The sequence below is a fragment of the Micromonospora sp. NPDC007230 genome, assembly GCF_042869115.1.
Lineage (GTDB): Bacteria > Actinomycetota > Actinomycetes > Mycobacteriales > Micromonosporaceae > Micromonospora.
The window spans coordinates 260,710-274,927 of the sequence record NZ_JBIAFE010000004.1; the positions used below are offsets into that span (position 1 = coordinate 260,710).

Annotated in this window: 9 protein-coding genes; 7 read left to right on the forward strand and 2 right to left on the reverse strand. The window is 72.7% G+C overall.

Annotated elements, in window-relative coordinates; all coding sequences use genetic code 11:
• The first annotated feature begins 145 nt into the window (after nt 1–145).
• From ACFYML_RS08385 to ACFYML_RS08400, 4 genes are all read left to right on the forward strand, one after another.
• A complete protein-coding gene (locus ACFYML_RS08385) occupies nt 146–2,602 on the forward strand; it encodes a putative bifunctional diguanylate cyclase/phosphodiesterase (RefSeq protein WP_387419942.1) in 2,457 nt (818 codons plus the stop codon).
• 140 nt (nt 2,603–2,742) lie between these two features.
• A complete protein-coding gene (gene gatC, locus ACFYML_RS08390; protein WP_148797891.1) occupies nt 2,743–3,048 on the forward strand; it encodes an Asp-tRNA(Asn)/Glu-tRNA(Gln) amidotransferase subunit GatC in 306 nt (101 codons plus the stop codon).
• 76 nt (nt 3,049–3,124) lie between these two features.
• On the forward strand, nt 3,125–4,600 hold the full coding sequence (gatA, locus tag ACFYML_RS08395) for an Asp-tRNA(Asn)/Glu-tRNA(Gln) amidotransferase subunit GatA (RefSeq protein ID WP_387419943.1): 1,476 nt from the start codon (nt 3,125–3,127) through the stop codon (nt 4,598–4,600).
• Nucleotides 4,601–4,808: 208 nt separating this feature from the next.
• A complete protein-coding gene (locus tag ACFYML_RS08400; RefSeq protein ID WP_387419944.1) occupies nt 4,809–6,152 on the forward strand; it encodes a putative Ig domain-containing protein in 1,344 nt (447 codons plus the stop codon).
• A 7-nt stretch (nt 6,153–6,159) separates the two neighbouring features.
• Here ACFYML_RS08400 and ACFYML_RS08405 read toward each other — a convergent pair whose 3' ends face one another.
• Nucleotides 6,160–7,119 carry a helix-turn-helix domain-containing protein gene (locus ACFYML_RS08405; protein ID WP_387419945.1) on the reverse strand — a complete coding sequence of 320 codons (960 nt, stop codon included), beginning with the start codon at nt 7,117–7,119 and terminating at the stop codon, nt 6,160–6,162.
• A gap of 102 nt (nt 7,120–7,221) precedes the next feature.
• Here ACFYML_RS08405 and ACFYML_RS08410 point away from each other — a divergent pair, with 102 nt between their 5' ends.
• From ACFYML_RS08410 to ACFYML_RS08420, 3 genes are all read left to right on the forward strand, one after another.
• Nucleotides 7,222–8,325: a hypothetical protein gene (locus ACFYML_RS08410; RefSeq protein ID WP_387419946.1), complete on the forward strand. Its 1,104-nt coding sequence runs from the start codon at nt 7,222–7,224 to the stop codon at nt 8,323–8,325.
• A 147-nt stretch (nt 8,326–8,472) separates the two neighbouring features.
• Complete coding sequence (gatB, locus tag ACFYML_RS08415) at nt 8,473–9,972, forward strand: Asp-tRNA(Asn)/Glu-tRNA(Gln) amidotransferase subunit GatB (RefSeq protein WP_387419947.1); 1,500 nt, start codon at nt 8,473–8,475, stop codon at nt 9,970–9,972.
• A 168-nt stretch (nt 9,973–10,140) separates the two neighbouring features.
• Entirely contained in the window at nt 10,141–12,498 is a 2,358-nt protein-coding gene (locus ACFYML_RS08420) for a pyruvate dehydrogenase (RefSeq protein WP_387419948.1), read from the forward strand.
• A 4-nt stretch (nt 12,499–12,502) separates the two neighbouring features.
• On the opposite strand, the gene ACFYML_RS08425 is transcribed toward ACFYML_RS08420, so the two are convergent.
• Nucleotides 12,503–14,131: a metallophosphoesterase gene (locus ACFYML_RS08425; protein WP_387419949.1), complete on the reverse strand. Its 1,629-nt coding sequence runs from the start codon at nt 14,129–14,131 to the stop codon at nt 12,503–12,505.
• Between the last annotated feature and the right edge of the window lie 87 nt (nt 14,132–14,218).

Below are 14,218 nucleotides of genomic sequence, written 5' to 3' on the forward strand. Positions count from 1 at the left end.
CTCCGCGGGGTCGAGGCGCGGATACCAAGTTAATTACGACTACGACCGATTCGTGACTGTCGTGGCGGGAATCCGGCCCTGAGGGCGTTTCATTGGCGTACGGCGTGTGACGGCGCACGCCGGAGGGCCGCTCCCGGGAGGTGCGATGGAGACCGGCGACCCGCGTAACTCCGTGCCGCCCGGGCGGGGTACGCCGTTCTTCGGTTTCGTCGCCGTGGTCGGAGTGCTGGCCGTGCTCGTCTCGGCCGGTCCGCTGGCCGGGCTGCCGGAACGGCTGTCGGACATGCCGCCGGCCTTCTGGACCATGGCGGCGCTCGCCGTCGCCTGTGACGCCCGCCCGTTCGTCCCGCCCGGCCGGCGCCGGACCTCGGCGGTCTTCCCGTCGACCTGCTTCACCTTCGCGATCCTGCTCGGCTGGGGGCTCGGCCCGGCCGTCGCGGTGCAGGCCGTGGCGGTGGCCGTCTCCGGCTGGCGGCTCGGGTACGCCCTCTGGCGGACCGGCTTCAACGCCGCCCAGTACGCCTGCGCGCTCGGCGCCGCGTACCTGGTCACCCGGCTCGGTGCCGGCGACCTCTTCGACGGCGGGCGGCTGCACTGGGCGGACGTCGCGGCGGTGGGCGGTGCCGCCGCGGCCTGGTTCACGGTCAACTACGGCCTGGTCACCTTCGCGATCCGGCTGCGTTTCGGCGCCCGCTGGTGGCCCCGGGTCCGCCTCGGCCTGGCCTACGAGTTGCTCTCCACCGGGTCGCTGCTGCTGCTCGCCCCGGTGCTGGTCGCCGCCGCCCGGGCCAGCGCCGCGTTGATCCCGCTGGTGCTGGTGCCGCTCTTCGCTGTCTACCGGATGGCCCGGCTCTCCGCCGAGCAGGAGCAACTGGCCGCCCTCGACCCGCTCACCGGGCTGCCCAACCGCAAGGCGCTGCTGGCCGAGGTGGCCGAGCAGGTGCACCTGCACGCCGAGCGGGCCGCCCGGAGCGAGCCGGACGCCCACCTCGCCCTGCTGCTGCTCGACCTGGACCGGTTCAAGCACGTCAACGACGCCCTCGGGCACGCGGTGGGGGACCGGCTGCTGGTCGAGGTGAGCGCCCGGCTGACCGACGTGGTGGACGAGGATCACCTGGTGGCCCGCCTCGGCGGCGACGAGTTCGCCATCGTCGTACCCCGGCTCACGGGTGCCGACCAGGCTCGCGAACTGGCCGACCGGGTGGTCGCCGCGCTCGCCGAGCCGGTCCCGTTGGACGGGCTGCCGCTGGACGTGGGCGGCTCGATCGGCGTCGCGATGTTCCCGGAGCACGGCGAGGACTTCGCCACCCTGATGCGCCACGCCGACGTGGCCATGTACGACGCCAAGCACCGCAACGACACCGTCGCCGTCTACGCGGCCGAGTCCGACCACAACTCGGCGGAACGGCTCGGCCTCCTGGCCGACCTGCGCCGGGTGCTTGATAGCACGCCGACCTCGCCGGTCGCGGCACCGCCCGGCGTACGCGGGGGCGACGGCGCCGCCCTCGCCACCGCGCCCGGCCTGCCCGCCCCGGCTCGGGCCGACGGCGTAGCCCGCAACGGCGGCCGGCGCGGCATCGTTGCCCGGCCGGGCCAGGGGTCGGGGCGGTGGCGGCTGCGTCGCCGACCGGCCCGGGTCGACCTGCGGCACGACGACGAGCTGATCAACCGGATCGTCACGAACGCCGATCCGATCCGCCGCCGGGCCGCCCGCACGGTCGGCGCCAACGCGTCGGCGGGCGCCGCCGGTGACCGGTTCCCGGAGGCGCTCGCCGAGGGCCCGGTCCGCAACGTCGGCGGCGGGGACGACCCGGCCGGGGATCCGGGCGAGATCACCATGTACTACCAGCCGCAGATCGCCATCGCGACCGGCGAGGTGGTCGGGGTCGAGGCGCTGCTGCGCTGGCGACACCCGCGCCGGGGCATGGTCGACCCGGGGGAGCTGATCCAGGTCGCCGAGCAGAGCGCGGTGATGCGGCTGCTCACCCGCCGGGTGGTGGACGACGTGACGGAGCAGCTGGCGAAGTGGTCGGCGGCCGGCCTCACGCTGCGCGCCGCGCTCAACGTCAGCGTCCGTGACCTGCACACCGGCGAGATCGCCGAGCAGATCGCCGACCGGCTGGCCCGGTACGGCGTGCCGCCGGACCGGCTCCAGGTGGAGATCACCGAGGGTGCCCTGATGGCCGACCCGCGGCGGGTGCTGGCCAGCATCTCCCAGCTGCACCGCATCGGCGTCGGCATCGCGCTGGACGACTTCGGCACCGGGTACTCGTCGTTGCAGCACCTGCGCCGGCTGCCGCTGTCCGAGGTGAAGGTCGACCGGTCGTTCGTCCTCGGGATGGCGGAGGACCCGGACGACGCGGCGATCGTCCGGTCGATGATCGAGCTGGCCGGGGCGCTCGGGCTGCGCGTGGTGGCCGAGGGCGTGGAGGACGAGCGCACCTGGCGGCTGCTGCACGCCGCCGGCTGCGACGTGGCCCAGGGCTGGTTCTACGCCCGGCCGATGCCGGCCGAGGAGCTGGTCACCTGGCTGTCCCGCTACCGTCCGGTCCACCCGGTGTCGGCCGCGGAAGCGGAGGGGCCGCGCCGACCGGCACGGTGACGGGCCGGGAGGGGGAGTCGGAGGCGCTGACGCGACCGCAGGACAATAGACTCGCTCCGGTCACCGCGCGTCATCGCCACCGACGTACGCGCGGCCGGCACACCGAAGACGCAGCAGGACAGCCACGAAGGGGGCACCCGATGGCCGCCATCTCCCGCGAGGAGGTCGCGCACCTCGCGCGACTGTCGCGGCTCGCCGTCACCGAGGAGGAGCTGGACACCTTCGCCGGTCAGCTGGACGTGATCCTCCAGTCGGTCGCCCAGGTCGGCGAGGTCGCCGCGGCGGACATCCCGCCGACCTCCCACTCGGTGCCGCTGACCAATGTCCTCCGCGAGGACGTGGTGGCGCCGTGCCTGACCCCGCAGGAGGCGCTCTCGGGTGCGCCCGACGCCGAGGAGCAGCGGTTCCGCGTCCCGCGGATCCTGGATGAGGATGTGGCTTCATGAGCGAGCGCAGCGAGCGAATCATCAGGATCAGCGTGGTGGTGCCTCATGGCGGCACGGAGCGAAGCGGAGTGTCGGCATGAGTGACCTGACCAGGCTGACCGCGACGGAGATCGCGGGGCTCGTGGCGAGCGGGGAGACCTCTGCCGTCGAGGTGACCCAGGCCCACCTGGACCGGATCGCCGCCGTGGAGGACCAGGTCCACGCCTTCCTGCATGTCGACACCGAGGGCGCGCTGGCGGCCGCCCGCACCGTCGACGAGCGCCGGGCCGCCGGCGCGGAGCTGGGCCCGCTGGCCGGCGTGCCGGTCGCCGTGAAGGACGTGCTCACCACCAAGGGTGTGCCGACCACGGTCGGGTCGAAGATCCTGGAGGGCTGGCGCCCGCCGTACGACTCGACGATCGTGCAGCGGTTGCGCGACGCGGGCACGGTGATGCTCGGCAAGACCAACATGGACGAGTTCGCCATGGGCTCCTCCACCGAATACTCGGCCTACGGTCCGACCCACAACCCCTGGGACCTGACCCGGATCCCGGGCGGCTCGGGTGGCGGCAGCGCCGCCGCGCTGGCCGCGTTCGAGGCGCCGCTGGCGATCGGCTCGGACACCGGCGGCTCGATCCGCCAGCCCGGTGCGGTCACCGGCACGGTCGGCGCCAAGCCCACCTACGGCGGCACCTCCCGGTACGGCCTGGTCGCGTTCTCCTCGTCGCTGGACACGCCCGGCCCGTGCGCCCGTACGGTGCTGGACGCCGCACTGCTGCACCAGGTGATCGGCGGGCACGACCCGCGCGACTCCACCTCCATCCCGGCCGCCGTGCCGGACGTGGTGGGTGCGGCGAAGCTCGGCGCGACCGGCGACCTGACCGGCGTGAAGCTCGGTGTGGTCACCGAGTTCACCGGCGAGGGCGCCGAACCGGGCGTGATGGCCGCGTTCCGCGAGTCGGTGGAGGCGCTGGCGAAGCTGGGCGCCGAGATCGTCGAGGTCTCCTGCCCGCACTTCAAGTACGCCCTGCCGGCCTACTACCTGATCGCGCCGAGCGAGTGCTCCTCCAACCTGGCCCGGTTCGACGGCGTCCGGTTCGGCCTGCGGGTCGGCGACAACGGCAACCGGTCGCTGGAGGAGGTCATGTCGCTGACCCGCGAGACCGGCTTCGGCCCGGAGGTCAAGCGGCGCATCATGATCGGCACGTACGCGCTCTCGTCGGGCTACTACGACGCCTACTACGGGCAGGCGCAGAAGGTTCGCACCCTGATCACCCGGGACTTCACTGCGGCGTTCGAGCAGGTGGACGCGCTGATCTCGCCGACCACCCCGTTCGTGGCCTTCCCGATCGGGGCGCGTACCTCCGACCCGTACCAGATGTATCTGGCGGACCTGTTCACCATCCCGACCAACCTGTACGGCGGGCCGGCCATCTCGGTCCCGTGCGGCCTCTCCGAGGGGCTTCCGGTTGGTCTGCAGATCATGGCCCCGACGATGGCGGACGACCGGATGTACCGGGTGGCCGCCGCGCTGGAGTCCACGGTCGGCACGTTCGCCCCGCCGGCCCTGTGACCCGCTCGCGGGGCGGCCGACAGGCCGCCCCGCGAGGGGCGCGGTCACGTCCGGAGACGGGCGTCGCGGCAGCCGAAGTCAACACCGATCGGCAACACGCGGTCACCGTTCGGTCCATTACGCCTTCCTGGCTGTCCTGATTGGATAAGGTCGCTTCGCGCTGGTGAACGCGAATCCCGGCTTACCTTGATCGAATCCTGGACGGGCGATGAAGACGCTGCGACCGATAATGATCGTGTCGGCACTCATGCTGGTGCTGCTCGGCACGGCACAGCCGGCGGCTGCCGCGACGATCACCATCACCTCCGGTCCGCCGGCGTCCCCGGTCACCGCCTATGAGCCCTATCCGACGCACACGTTCACGGCGTCCGGGGGCACGGCTCCTTACACTCCGTCGCTGCGGTCGGGTTCGTTGCCGGCGGGGATGGCGTTGGCGTCGGCGGGGACGCTCTCGGGTACGCCGACCACGCCGGGCAGCTACTCGTTCGGCATTCGGATGACCGACGCGGATGGCTCCTTCGCCGAGCAGGACGTGACCGTCGTGGTCGAGGCGCCGACCATCACCATCACCTCCGGTCCGCCGACTTCCCCGGTCACCGCGTACGAGCCGTATCCGACGCACACGTTCGCCGCCTCGGGTGGCGCCGACCCGTACAGCCTTTCGCTGCGGTCCGGTGCGTTGCCGGCGGGGATGGCGTTGGCGTCGGCGGGGACGCTCTCGGGTACGCCGACCACGCCGGGCAGCTACACCTTCGGCATTCGGATGACCGACGCAAACGGCTTCTTTGCCGACCAGAACGTGACCGTCGAGGTGAAGGCACCCTCGATCACCATCACCTCGGGCACCCCCACCTCACCCTGGTACACCGGGCAGGCGTACCCGACGCACACGTTCACCGCCTCGGGTGGCGCCGACCCGTACAGCCTTTCGCTGCGGTCCGGTGCGCTGCCGGTGGGGATGGCGTTGGCGTCGGCGGGGACGCTCTCGGGTACGCCGACCACGCCGGGCAGTTACTCGTTCGGCGTCCGGATGACGGACACGCACGGCTTCTACGCCGACCAGGACATCACCGTCGTGATCGCCGATCCGGCCACCACCATCACCTCGGGCGAACCGCCCCGAGGCACGGTGGGCGAGGCGTACTCGTTCCGGTTCACCGCCACCGGTGACTCCAACATCAAGTTCAGCGTGACCGCGGGCGACCTGCCCGACGGGCTGACCCTCGCTCCGGACGGCGGGCTCAACGGCACCCCTGAGGCCGAGGGCAGCTTCACCTTCACGGTGAAGGCGACCGGCACCGCGTCGAGCGCCACCGACGAGGTCACGCTCGTCATCGACGCAGCGCCGTCCTCGCCGTCCCCGACGCCCACGTCATCGGCATCGCCGTCCCCGTCATCGGCGTCGCCGTCGGCCACGGCCGGGCCCGGGCTCCCGGTCACCGGATCCGACACGCGAACCATGCTGTTGCTGGGCGTCGCGGTGATCGCCGTCGGTGGGATGCTCCTCCTCCTGGCCTACGAGCGCCGCCGTCGATCCCTGACCCGCGGGTGACGCCCGGTCAGGCCAGGCCCCGCCGCCCGGCCTGCAGCCCGGCCTGAAAGCGGGTACGGGCGCCGAGTGCGGCCAGCAGGGCGGACGAGCGGCGTCCCAGGGTGCGTACGCTCACGCCGAGTTCGCGGGCGATGGCTTCGTCCTTGAGCCCGGTGGCGAGCAGGCCCAGCAGCCGCAGATCCGGCTCGTCGGCTCCCGTCGCGGGCTGCTCCGGGTCCCAGGCGGGCAGCGGCGTGGCCTGCACCCAGAGCAGTTCGAAGAGCTTCACCAGCGCCGACACGACCATGGGCGCGCGGATCACCAGCGCGGCGTCCATGGCCCGCTCGCTGGCCAGCGGCAGCAGCGCCACCGAGCGGTCGCCGATCGCCAGCTTCAGCGGCACGTCCGTGTGCACCCGCGCCTGTTCCCCGGCCGCCACGGCCGCCATCGCCTGCTCGTAGGCGCCGGGCAGCTCGAAGGCCTCGGGGGCGTAGATGCCCCGCACGCTGGCGTCCCGGCCGAGCAGCTCGTTCTCGGACACGTTCGCCGACGCCACCTCCTGGGCGTACGGCGGGCGATCCAGGACCAGCAGCTCCTTCGTCACGCCGTAGGTGAGCTGGACGAACTGGGCCTCGACGGCAGCCCGGCCGGTGACGATCTCCAGCAGCTCGTCCGGCCTGGTCGGCAGCTCCTGCGGAAACTCCTCCGCCATCCGTTCGGCGGCTCGGCGTACCTGGGTGAACTCCTCGGTGCGCCGCACGACCAGGGCGTTCACCGCGACGTCCGGGCGGGTCGGCAGCAGCCGGGTGCCGGCACCGACCAGCCGGCTGACGAAGCCGAGTTCCTCCAGGCGTTCGGTCGCCGCGCGGACCACCCGGACGCTCTCCCCGACCTGCCGGGCCAGCTCCGGCACGCTCGACTGCCGTCGGTGCAGGAGGGCCAGGTAGACCGATTCCTCCACCGGGGTCAGACCCAACGACTCGAACATTCGAGCCCCTTCCCGCCTCGCGGGTGTCCGACACAGGCCATGGCCGGGCTCGGACACCCGAAACTGTGGCGATCGGTGCATGCCCACGTCTAGACATGCTTCATGATCTTCTCCCGACTCAGCGGTGTACTCGCGCTGGCCGTCACGGCCGCCGGTGCCGTCAACCTCGCCACCACGGCGCCCGCCGCCGCTGCCGACGGGTGGCACCGCCCGCAGTGCGGCGTGGTGCAGGGCGACGGCTCGGTCACCTTCACGCGTAACGACGGTGGCATCCTGGCCCGCACCACGACCCCCCTCACCCCGGTCGCCTACCCGAGGCTCGTCGCCCTGAGCACGCCGAACACGCTGGTGGCCATCTCGAAGACGGCGATCCAGCGGTCCACCGACGCCGGCTGCACCTGGCAGCAGATCGCCGACACCGGGCTGAGCCTGGCGGCGTACTACCTCGCCGCCGGGCCGGACGGGAACGCCTACGCGTACGGCGTGAACGATCAGCCGATCTACCGGGTGCAGGACGACCAGGTCGCCGAGGTGGCCGGCCCGGTTCCGGGCGACGGCGTGGTCGGACTGGCGGTGGGCCGGACCGACGCGCGGGACGTGCGGGCGGTCAGCAAGGCCGGGCAGGTCTACGACTCCCAGGACGGCGGTGCCACCTGGGCCGCCGTCGGGGTGCCGGCCGGCCAGGACGAGTTCGTCTACCAGGCGGCCGTCGATCCCGCCGACCGGGATCACCTCATCGTGGGCACCATGGGCCACGGCAGCTACGTGACGTTCGACGGCGGCCGCAGCTGGACCCGGTCGGCCGGGGTCGGCGCCACCCCGCAGGCGAACGGCTTCTCCGTCGCCTTCTCGCCGTTGGATCCGCGGACGGTGTGGCTGGAGGGCTACGACCTCAGCCAGAACGACAACTCCGCGCGGCACATCTGGCGCTCGACCGACGGGGGCCGCAGCTTCGGGTCGGTGCTCGACGGCGCGCAGGCGACGTTGATCAACGGCACCCCGTTGTGGCCGAGCCCGGTGGACCCGGACGTGCTGTACTTCGCGTACGGCACGTGGTTCGGTGGCTACGGCACCGATCTCTACCGGTACGACGCGTCGACCGGCCGGTTGACCTCGCAGCACAATTCCCACGACGGGATCGCCGGCCTCGCCTTCAATCCGGTCGACCCGCAGGTGATGTACCTCGGGCTGGTCGAGGAGCGCTGACCTCGGGGCCCGCCCGGGGACCGCACCCCGGGCGGGCGCCCCGGCCGGACCGGACACGTACCGGCCTGGGTGGAAACCCGGGCGAGGTGACCGCCGCCGGCCCGACTAGGCTGGACCGGTTCCGTCCGGATCGCGCCTGGAGCTCAGATGACGACGACACTGCCCGCGTACGACGAGGTCGTCGCGCGCTACGAACCGGTGATCGGCCTGGAGACCCACGTCGAGCTGGGCACGAACACCAAGATGTTCTGCGGCTGCCCGACCGACTTCGGTGGCGAGCCGAACACCCGGGTCTGCCCGGTCTGCCTGGGCCTGCCGGGCTCGCTGCCGGTGGCCAACAAGGCCGCCATCGAGGCGACGATCCGGATCGGCCTCGCGCTGAACTGCTCGATCGCCGAGTGGTGCCGGTTCGCCCGGAAGAACTACTTCTACCCGGACATGCCGAAGAACTTCCAGATCAGCCAGTACGACGAGCCGCTCTGCGTCGAGGGCTACCTGGACGTCGAGGTCAACGGCGAGACCGTGCGGATCGGCATCGAGCGGGTGCACCTGGAGGAGGACACCGGCAAGACGCTGCACGTCGGCGGCGCCACCGGCCGGATCCACGGCGCGACCGAGTCGCTGGTCGACTACAACCGCGCCGGCATCCCCCTCGTGGAGATCGTCACCAAGCCGATCCCCGGCACCGGCGCGCTCGCGCCGGAGGTGGCCCGGGCGTACGTCACCGAACTGCGCGACGTGCTCCGCTCGCTGGGCGTCTCCGACGTCCGGATGGAGGAGGGCTCGCTGCGCTGCGACGTCAACACCTCGCTGAACAAGCCGGGTGAGGAGTGGGGCACCCGCACCGAGACCAAGAACGTCAACTCGCTGCGCTCGGTCGAGCGGGCGGTCCGCTCGGAGATGCTGCGCCAGGCCACGGTGCTCGACGCCGGCGGCAGCATCACCCAGGAGACCCGGCACTTCCACGAGGACACCGGCGACACCACGCCGGGCCGGTCCAAGGAGACCGCCACCGACTACCGGTACTTCCCGGAGCCGGACCTGGTCCCGCTCGCGCCGGACCCGGCCTGGGTGGCCGAGCTGAAGGCCGCCCTGCCGGAGCTGCCCCGGCTGCACCGCCGCCGGCTGCAGGAGCAGTGGGGTCTGTCCGACCTGGACATGCAGTCGGTGCTCAACGCCGGCGCGGTCGAACTGATCGAGCAGACCGTGGCCGCCGGCACCACCCCGGCCGCCGCCCGCAAGTGGTGGCTTGGTGAGCTGTCCCGGCGGGCCAACGAGACCGGTGTCGAGCTGGCCGACGTCGGGGCCACCCCGGTGCAGGTCGCCGAGCTGCAGGGCCTGGTCGACGCCGGCAAGCTCACCGACAAGCTGGCCCGTACCGTCCTGGAGGGCGTGGTGGCCGGCGAGGGCTCGCCGACCCAGATCATGGCCAACCGGAACCTGGAGGTCGTCTCCGACACCGGCGCGCTCACCGCCGCGGTGGACGAGGCGATCGCCGCCAACCCGGAGGTCGCCGACAAGGTCCGCAGCGGCAAGGTCGCCGCGGCCGGCGCCCTGGTCGGCGCGGTCATGAAGACCACCCGCGGCCAGGCGGACGCCCGGACCGTCCGCGAGCTGATCCTGGCGCGCCTCGGCGTCCAGGGCTGAGGCGAAGGGCCCTGCTGACGCCTGGTGCTCAGCAGGGATCCCCGCCTGACACCCCCGTGAAGGCCGCCGTCGCGATCCGGCGGCGGCCCTTCCCGTATCCCCCGGCTAGCGCGCCGACCCGCGCACCCCCGCGAAGGGCGTCAACGGCGACGCCCGGATGGAGTCACCGTGAACCAGCACGACCTCGACGTCCTCGACGAGATCCAGCGGCGGGTGCTCTGGCTCGCCACCCGCATCGTGGACGCCGCCAACCACGACCGGAACACCGGTGACGGGGTGAAGGTCGGCGGCCACCAGGCGTCCAGCGCCTCCCTGGTCACCGCGATGACCGCGCTCTGGTTCGCCCACCTGGACGGCGAGGACCGGGTCTCGGTCAAGCCGCACGCCTCGCCGGTGTTCCACGCCATCCAGTACCTGCTCGGCAACCTGGACCGGTCGTACCTGCCGAAGCTGCGGGCGCGCGGCGGGCTGCAGTCGTACCCGTCGCGGACCAAGGATCCGGACGGGGTGGACTTCTCCACCGGCTCGGTCGGCCTGGGCGCCGCCGCGCCGCTGTTCGCCGCGGTCACCCGCCGCTACGTCGACGCGCACTTCGGCGCCCGTCCGCACTCCCGGTTCATCGCGCTGATCGGCGACGCCGAACTGGACGAGGGCAACATCTGGGAGGCCGTCGCCGACCCGGCCACCACCGGGCTGGGCAACGTGATGTGGCTGGTCGACTTCAACCGCCAGTCGCTGGACCGGGTCGTCCCGGGCATCCGGATCAACCAGTGGCGCGGCCAGTTCGAGGCCGCCGGCTGGCACGTCGTCGAGGTCAAGTACGGCCGCAAGCTCGCCGAGGCGTACGCCCGGCCGGGCGGCGAGGCGCTGCGCGACTGGATCGACCTGATGCCGAACGAGCAGTACCAGTCGCTGTTCGGGCTGGCCGGGCCGGCCCTGCGCAAGCAGTTCCTCGACGGCGCGCCGGCCGAGGTGTCCGCCTTTGTGGCCGACATCCCCGACGACGAGCTGGGCCCGCTCGTCACCGACCTCGGCGGGCACGACCTCGAGGCGATGCTCGACGCGTACGCCCAGTGCGACGCGGTCACCGACCGGCCCAGCGTGGTCTTCGCGTACACGGTCAAGGGGTGGGGGCTGCCGATCGCCGGCAACCCGCGCAACCACTCGGCGCTGCTCAGCACCGAGCAGGTCGACGCGCTGCGCGCCGGGCACGGCCTGACCCGCGAGACCGAGTGGGACCGCCTCGACCCGGCCTCCCCGGCCGGCATCCGGGCCGGCGAGCGCCGGGAGGCGCTGTCCCGCGCGCCGCGCGAGCGGGCGCTGGGGGTCACCGTCCCGGAGACCACCAAGGTACGCGCCAACAAGCCCGTCTCCACCCAGGAGGTCTTCGGCCGGGTGCTGGTCGACCTGGCCCGGGACGCCGACCTCGCGCCCTACCTGGTCACCACCGCGCCCGACGTGGCCACCTCGACGAACCTGGCCGGGTTCATCAACAAGACCGGCGTCTTCGCCCCCACCGCGCAGCGCTCCTGGACCGAGGACCGGATGCTGCGCTGGACGGAGAGCCCGGCGGGGCAGCACATCGAGCTGGGCATCTCGGAGATGAACCTGTTCCTGCTGCTCGGCCAGCTCGGCCTGTCCTGGGACCTGTCCGGCCAGCCGCTGCTGCCCGTCGGCACGGTCTACGACCCGTTCGTGCTGCGCGGCCTGGACGCCTTCCTCTACGGCACCTACTCGGGTTCCCGGTTCGTGGTCGCTGGCACCCCGTCCGGCATCACCCTCGCCCCGGAGGGCGGCGCCCACCAGTCCACCATCACCGCCTCGGTGGGGTTGGAGCTGCCCGGCGTCACCTTCATCGAGCCCGCGTACGCCGGCAGCCTCGACTGGCTGCTCTGTGACGCGCTCGGCCAGATCGCCGGGGGAGCCGCACCCGCCGCCACCGCCGCGCCCGCCGAGGACGGGGCGTACTACTTCCGGCTCAGCACCCGCCCCATCGACCAGGCGCCCTTCGAGGCGGCCCGGGCCCGGATCGGCGACGCGGTGCTGCGCCGGCAGGTGGTCGCCGGGGCGTACCGGCTGGTGGACGCGCACGAGGCGTACCCGCACCTGGCCGACGCCCCGGTGGTGCAGCTCGCCGCCTCCGGCGCGGTGCTGCCCGAGGTCCTGGCGGCCGCCGCGGAGCTGGCGGAGGAGGGCGTCGCCGCGCACGTGGTCGACGTGACGAGCCTGGACCGGCTCTACCGGGCCTGGCAGCGGACCCTGCGCCAGGGCGTCCGGACGGCGACCGTGCCGAGCGTGCCCGGCGCGCTGCGGTCGGCCTTCGCCGACCGGGTGCCGGTGGTGACCGTGCACGACGCCGCCTCGCACGCGATGGCCTGGCTCGGCTCGGCGCTCGGCGCCCCGGCGGTGCCGCTCGGGGTGGACGAGTTCGGCCAGTCGGGCAGCGTCCACGAGCTGTACGAGCTGCACGACCTGCTGCCGGGCAGCATCGTCAACGCCGCCCTGGCCGCGCTCTCGCTGCGCTGACGCCTCAGCGGGTCGGGCTCGCGGTCGGGCTGCCCGGGGTCGGACCGGACGGCACCGGGGCACCCCGGGTGGGAGTCGGGGTGACCGGCACCTGGTCGCCCTTCGCCGGGTCGCTGATCACGTGCCGGGCCAGGTTGACCTGCGACTGGCCGGTGCCGCCCACGGTGATCTCGTCGTACGCCTGGAGCAGCTTCTGCTGGTCGAAGTAGAGCACCGTCATGGTCAGCGGGGTGGGCTTCTCGCCCTCCAGGCCGCGCAGCCCGGCGCCGCCGGTGGAGCCCTCCACCATCAGCGTGGTCGGCTCCTTGCCCGGCGACTGCGGCAGCTTCAGCACCTGCCGTTCGTGCAGGTGCCCGGCCAGCACCAGCGGGCAGGTGCCGGAGAGCGGCCCGGCCGAGGCCGGGTCGTGCACCAGGGCGATGTTCACCTTGGTCGGCGAGTTCTGCACCGTGGTGGCCAGTTGCTCGCCGACCCCGATCACCTGGTCGGCGACCTGCGCGGTGAGCCCGCTGCCGGCCGGTGAGGTCTCCTTGTCCGGGGTGAACCGCGGGTCGCCGATGCCGGCGATGGTCAGCCCGGACACCGTGGTCGTGGAGTTGTCGAGCACGATGGCGTTCGGCTGATTGGCCACGGCCGCGGCGGTCCGCGCCGAGTCGTGGTTGCCGCGGATGTAGACGTACGGCTTCTTGAGCAGGCCGATCGAGCCGACGAAGGACGCCTCCGGTTCGCTGCCCCAGTCGGTGATGTCGCCGGTGTCGATCACCACGTCGATGCCGAACTGCTCGACGATGGTCCGGATCAGCGACCAGCCGGTCGGGTTGAGGTGCATGTCGGAGACGTGCAGGACCCGGGTGGTGCCGGGGGCCGGCTCGTACACCGGCAGCGCCGAGACGGTGGTGTAGAGCTTGCTGACGTTGCCGACCAGCCGCTGGAGCTGCTCGGCGTACTTGGTGTAGTCGTTGGCGATCCGGCGCGCGTCACCGACGATCGCCGGCGCGTTGACCAGCAGCCCCTCGTAGCGCGGCTCCTCGATCGCCTGCGGGCGGACGGTGGCGGCGGCCAACCCGAGACTCCCGGCGGTGACCACCAGCGCCAGGCCGCCGGCCCAGGCCATCCGGCGTACGTCCCGGAAGACCAGCCCGGCCAGCAGCAGGGTGGCCAGCACCGCCGAGGCGAGCGTCTTCAGCCCGAGGCGCATCACGCCGGCGCGGACGTCCTCCACGGCGGACTGGCTGGCCCGGCTGATGCTCGCCGGGTCGTCGATCAGCGCCTCGGTCCGCCGCTGGTCCAGCGCGCCCAGCTCCACGGTCAGGTAGGTCGGCCCGTTGTGGCTGTCCAGCTTCAACGCGCCCAGCGGCGGGATGTCGATGGTGGTGCCACCGCTCAGCGACGGGCTGAGGCTCAGGTGCGCGCGGAACGGCCCGATGTCGGTGCCCACGTGCCCACCGGCGTACGTGCCGGCGATGATCCCGGTGAGGGTGACCACGAGCAGGGCCAGCACCGCGCCGAGTTGGCGCAGTCGGACACCCGGCCGTCCCCGCCACCACCGTCGGGACGCCCAGCGGCGGGCGCGCCCGGTCGCCGGGGCTGCCTCGTCCCCGGTCCTGCGCTGCTCGTTCTCCTGGCCGTCCATACTCAGATTCTGACCTGCCCAATGCTGGATCTTGGTAAACCCGGGCTATGCCCGGACGTTGTCACCTGTCGGTCGGTGCCGGCCGGC

What these genes read in the sequence shown, in the direction of transcription:
- ACFYML_RS08385 (WP_387419942.1), top strand. Translation starts at nt 146, where the DNA reads ATGGAGACCGGCGACCCGCGTAACTCCGTGCCGCCCGGGCGGGGTACG.
- gatC (WP_148797891.1), top strand. Translation starts at nt 2,743, where the DNA reads ATGGCCGCCATCTCCCGCGAGGAGGTCGCGCACCTCGCGCGACTGTCG.
- gatA (WP_387419943.1), top strand. Translation starts at nt 3,125, where the DNA reads ATGAGTGACCTGACCAGGCTGACCGCGACGGAGATCGCGGGGCTCGTG.
- ACFYML_RS08400 (WP_387419944.1), top strand. Translation starts at nt 4,809, where the DNA reads ATGAAGACGCTGCGACCGATAATGATCGTGTCGGCACTCATGCTGGTG.
- ACFYML_RS08405 (WP_387419945.1), bottom strand. Translation starts at nt 7,119, where the DNA reads ATGTTCGAGTCGTTGGGTCTGACCCCGGTGGAGGAATCGGTCTACCTG.
- ACFYML_RS08410 (WP_387419946.1), top strand. Translation starts at nt 7,222, where the DNA reads ATGATCTTCTCCCGACTCAGCGGTGTACTCGCGCTGGCCGTCACGGCC.
- gatB (WP_387419947.1), top strand. Translation starts at nt 8,473, where the DNA reads ATGACGACGACACTGCCCGCGTACGACGAGGTCGTCGCGCGCTACGAA.
- ACFYML_RS08425 (WP_387419949.1), bottom strand. Translation starts at nt 14,131, where the DNA reads ATGGACGGCCAGGAGAACGAGCAGCGCAGGACCGGGGACGAGGCAGCC.